Genomic DNA, 4,949 nt, shown 5'->3' with positions numbered 1-4,949 from the left:
GCGCCTGCACCTGCAGGGGGCCGTTGGTGAAGACCTTCAGGTCCGGCTTGAGCCCGTGCTTGTCCCACAGCTTCTTGTCGTCGGCGATCGCCATCAGGCTCGCGCCGGTGAAGTCGGCGATGTAGCCGAGCTTCACCGGTTCGCTGGCGGAGCCGCCGGATCCGGACTTTTCGTCGTCGCAGGCGGCAAGGGCCGCGGTGGCGCCGAGACCGGCGATGCCGGTCAGCAGGGCGCGACGGGAGAGAGGGCTCATCGGGATGCACCTTCCTGAGGGGTCTGGTGGTAGACAGCGCGCCAGACCCGATTGCGGATCCGGGAGAATTCCGGGGAGAGACGGACCGCTTCGGTTCGCGGGTACGGCAGGTCGACGTCGATGACCTCGTGCACCCGACCCGGACGGGCGGCCATGACGACGACCCGGTTGGCGAGGTAGACGGCCTCGTCGACGTCGTGGGTGATGAACATGACAGTGCGTCGCTCGGTGCCCCAGGTGTCCAGCAACTGGTCCTGCATCTGCACCCGGGTGAGGGCGTCGAGGGCGCCGAAGGGTTCGTCCATGAGCAGGACGCCGGGGTCGACGGCGTACGCGCGGGCGATGGCGCACCGCTGCCGCATGCCACCGGAGAGCATCCGGGGCAGCGCGTCGGCGAAGTCGCCGAGACCCACCAGGTCGATGAAGTGCTGCGCCCGTGCTCGCCGTTGCGCCCGCCCGACCTTGGCGATCCGGAGACCGAACTCGACGTTCTCGCGGACCGTCAGCCAGGGGAACAGCGCGTACTGCTGGAAGATGACGCCGCGTTCCGGGCTGGGCCCCCGCACCGGTCGTGAGTCGACGAGCACCTCACCGCTGGTGGGCTCGACCAGGCCGGCGGCGATGTTCATCAGGGTCGACTTGCCGCAGCCGGACGGGCCGACCACTGTGACGAACTCGCGGTCGGCGATGTCCAGGTCGACCTCGCGCAGCGCGTGGAACGGTTTGCCGCCCACCTCGAACGTGCGGGTGGTGGCGCGGAAGGAGATCTTCTCGGTCATCGGCGTTCCTGCCATCCGGTGAGGCGCTTCTCGGCGGCGAGCAGAAGCCGATCCATGAGCAGGCCGAGCACGCCGATGGTGATCAGGCCGACGAAGATGCTCGGCAGGTCGTAGTAGATCTGTGCCTGCTGCATCCGGTAGCCGAGGCCCTCCTGGGCGGCGATCAACTCGGCGGCGACCAGCGTCGCCCACGCCGCGCCGAGGCCGACGCGCATGCCGACCAGGATGAACGGGGTGGACGCGGGGACGACGACCCGGCGGAACACCACGGCGTCGTTGGCGCCGAGCACCCGGGCGGCGTTGATCATGGTGCTGTCGACGCTCACCACACCCTGGAACGTCGACACGACGCAGGACAGGAACGCGGCGAGGAAGATGACGAAGATCTTCGGGGTCTCCCCGATGCCCATGAGCAGGATGGCGAGCGGGATGACGGCCAGCGGCGGGATGGTGCGGAAGAACTGCACGTAGGGCTCGATCAGGCCGCGCGCGGTCCGGTACCAGCCCATGAGGAAGCCGACCGGGATGGCCAGGGCGCTGCCGAGCGCGAAGCCGATGAGCACCCGGCGCAGGCTGGCCAGGCTGTCGTCGAGCAGGGTGCCGTCCATGGTCAGCTCACCGGCGCGGACGGCGACCTCCTGCGGCCCGGGAAGGCCCGAGACCCCGATCCGGGCCAGCACGGTCCAGATGCCGACGCCCAGTACGACGGCGAGCACGTTCCACACCAGCAGCGGTACGGCGCGGCGCGGCGGCGACGTCGCAGTGGTGGTTTCCGGACCTCGGGGTGGGGACGGTTGCACGTCTATCGCCACGGTGGTGCTCCGTAGCCCAGCTCGGACATGGGGCTCCTCTCCGGTCGGCGGCGCTGAAGGTAAGCGAATCTTTGGCGACGACACTATTCATGTCAACCCTTCGGACTAAAAAGCCCGAGCTGGGAGCGGTGCGGCGGTTCATAAGATGTCAGATGTCTGGCCGGCAGCCTAGGGGTGACCGGGCTACCTGACAACGCCCGGCCCCGACCGGACCGGCCGCCGTTTTATTGTCCGGGACATTGACTAAATTGGGCGACGTCAGCAGACTGCGGCGTACCCGAGCAACCAGTCCCCCGGCGAGCCGGGCGACGGACAGAGGAGTCCCATGTCGATTCCGCGCTCCCCCCACACCACCGGACCCAGACGCCGCCTGACCGCGGCGAAGCTCGCCCTGGTGATCGCCGCGTCGCTGCTCGCGCCGCTCACGGCCGCCAGCCCGGCCATGGCCGCGCCGGTGAACCTGGCCCGCACCGGCACCGCCACCGCGTCGAGCGTCGAACTCGACCGCGCCGACTTCGTCGCCACGCGCGTCAACGACGGCGACCGCAACACCCGCTGGTCGTCGAAGTACCAGGACGACAACTGGGTCCAGGTCCGGCTGGCGTCCGCCACCCGGGTCGACCACGTGGTGCTGACCTGGCCCAACGCGTGCGCCCGTGACTTCTCCCTGCAGACCTCCGCCGACGGCACCGCCTGGACCACCGTCACCCGCCTGCAGCGCGACACCTGCCCCCGCACGGACGTCATCGCTGTGAACTCGGCCCAGCCGGTGTCCTACGTACGGATGCAGGGGCACCAACGGTGGGCGGCCTACGGCTACTCGATCTCCGAGTTCGAGATCTGGGACAGCACCGCGCCCCCGCCGGCACCCTCACTGGGCCTGCTGCCCAAACCGGTGTCGCTCACCGAGAACGGCGGCACGCCGTACACACTGAACCCGAACACACCGGTCGTCGCGGTCGGATCGCAGGCCACCGCGCCCGCCACCTACCTCGCCGGGCTGCTCCGCCCCGCCACCGGGTACGCCCTGCCGGTGGTCACCCAGAGCACCGCGCCCGCGCCCATCGTCGTCGAGGTGGGGGCCGGCAAGGGTCCGGTCGGGCACGCCGCCGAGGGATACCGGCTCGTCGTCACCACCGGCACGGTCCGGATCAGCGCCGACACGGCCAACGGCGCGCTCAACGGGGTGCAGACGCTGCGCCAACTCCTGCCCCAGTGGGTGGAGTCCGACACCGTCGTGAACACCGCGTGGACGGTGCCGGCGGTGACGATCTCCGACTACCCACGCTTCGCCCACCGCGCGATGATGCTCGACGTCGCCCGCAGCTTCTACCCGATGAACGAGGTCAAGGCGTACATCGACAGCGCGGCGCAATACAAGATCAATCGTCTGCACCTGCACCTGACCGACGACCAGGGCTGGCGGATCGCCATCGACAACCCGACCAGCAACCCGGCGGGCATCGACTACGGCCGGCTCACCTCGGTCAGCGGGCGCACCGCCATGACCTACAACGACAGCGGTCAACTGATGGGCACCGAACTGGGCGTCACCGGCTTCTACACCAGGGCCGACTACGCCGAGATCGTGCGCTACGCCGGCCTGAACGGCATGACGGTCATCCCGGAGATCGACATGCCGGGGCACACCAACGCGGCACTGCACGCCATCCCCCAGCTCAACACGGCCGGCGCCCAGCCCAAGCCGGCACCCGGCCAGCAGACCGCACCGGCCAACGGCACCGGCAACGTCGGCTACTCGACGCTCGACTCGGCCAGCGCGACGACGTACGAGTTCGTCACGCAGGTGCTGACCCAGATCGCCGCCATGACGCCGGGGCCGTACCTGCACATCGGCGGCGACGAGGCGCACGTGACCAGCCACGCGAACTACACCGCGATGGTCGACGCCTTCACCGCTACCGTCGCGTCGCTCGGCAAGACAGTGGTCGGCTGGAACGAGTACGCCGGCACGGCGCTGCCCCGCGACAACGCTGTGGTGCAGTACTGGAACGGTGACCGCACGGCGGTGAGCAACGCGGTGACCGGCCGTGGCGCCCGGGTCGTCCTCTCCCCCGCCGCCCACACGTACGTGCCGCAGAAGCAGGATGCCCGCCAACCGCTCGGCGGCTCGTGGGCCTGCGGCGGACCGTGCGGACTGGACCGGCACTACAACTGGGACCCGGGCACCTTCATCCCCAACATCGCCGAGACCAGCGTGCTCGGGGTCGAGTCGGCCCTGTGGGGCGAGTTCATCCGCCGGATCGGCCAGGCGCAGTACTACAGCTTCCCGCGCCTGATCGCCACCGCCGAGGTGGGGTGGACGCCGCAGACGCAGCGCGACTACGCCGACTTCACCACCCGGCTGTCGGTGGCCGGCGGACGGTTGACGGTCGAGGGCGTCAACTTCTTCCCCACCGCCGACGTGGCGTGGCGCAAACAGGCGCTCGGCCGGTCCGCCGCCGCCGTCGTCGGCGCACCGGTCGGCGCCACCTGGACGGTCACCGCCCCCGGGCTGCGCAGCACCGACCTGACCGCCACCGTCACCTGGAGTGACGGACGGGTGGAGGCGTTGACGCCGACCGCGACGCGCGAGCCGAGCATCCCGGCGATGCAGATCAACAGCGCGTTCACCGTCGTGTCCCGGCGCACGTTCGGTTCGACGGGGACGTACACCGGGACGTTGTCGGTGCGCTCGGCCGGGCTGGCCCCGGTCCAGGCGGCGCTGACCGTCACCGTCCGCGCCAGCTGACCGCGGGCCGGCGCCGCCCCGGTGGCGGCGCCGGCCACCGCGCCGTAGGATGCCGCGACGACACCCGGGAGCAGGCGTCGGTCATGATGGTGCCGTGATCGAACGTCCGGATGCCATGCAACGTGTGCGGCTGGCGCACACGGAGGCGCTGCTGGCCCAGCTCCGCAGCGCCGGCCCGCTCAGTCGGGCCGACCTCATCCGGCTGACCGGGCTGTCCCGCACCACCCTGTTCGACATCATCGGCGACCTCATCGCCCGCGGCGTGGTCGTCGAGCGGGAACCGGCGCTGTCCGGCCAGCGGGGTCGTGGACGGCCGTCCACGACCGGCAGCCACAACCCGGCCCCCGGCCGAA

General features: G+C 70.4%; 3 protein-coding genes and 2 pseudogenes. 2 read left to right on the top strand and 3 right to left on the bottom strand.

Annotated elements, in window-relative coordinates; translation table 11 throughout:
* From KBX53_RS22180 to KBX53_RS36485, 3 genes and pseudogenes are all read right to left on the bottom strand, one after another.
* Nucleotides 1-253 (bottom strand): annotated as a pseudogene (locus KBX53_RS22180) (hypothetical protein); the annotation flags it as partial.
* On the bottom strand, nt 250-1,032 hold the full coding sequence (locus KBX53_RS22175) for an ABC transporter ATP-binding protein (protein WP_210861415.1): 783 nt from the start codon (nt 1,030-1,032) through the stop codon (nt 250-252). The pseudogene KBX53_RS22180 and the gene KBX53_RS22175, both read right to left, overlap by 4 nt.
* A complete protein-coding gene (locus KBX53_RS36485; protein ID WP_209444574.1) occupies nt 1,029-1,844 on the bottom strand; it encodes an ABC transporter permease in 816 nt (271 codons plus the stop codon). Before KBX53_RS36485 ends, KBX53_RS22175 begins: the two co-directional genes overlap by 4 nt.
* Nucleotides 1,845-2,169: 325 nt before the next feature.
* On the opposite strand from KBX53_RS36485, the gene KBX53_RS22165 reads away from it, so the two are divergent.
* A complete protein-coding gene (locus tag KBX53_RS22165) occupies nt 2,170-4,596 on the top strand; it encodes a family 20 glycosylhydrolase (RefSeq protein WP_210861413.1) in 2,427 nt (808 codons plus the stop codon).
* A 94-nt stretch (nt 4,597-4,690) separates the two neighbouring features.
* Nucleotides 4,691-4,949 (top strand): annotated as a pseudogene (locus KBX53_RS22160) (hypothetical protein); the annotation flags it as partial.

Origin of the sequence: Micromonospora sp. M51, from assembly GCF_018070305.1 — a bacterium.
Lineage (GTDB): Bacteria > Actinomycetota > Actinomycetes > Mycobacteriales > Micromonosporaceae > Micromonospora > Micromonospora parva.
The sequence above is the reverse complement of the archived record's forward strand: the minus strand, read 5'-3'. Positions and strand labels throughout refer to the sequence as shown.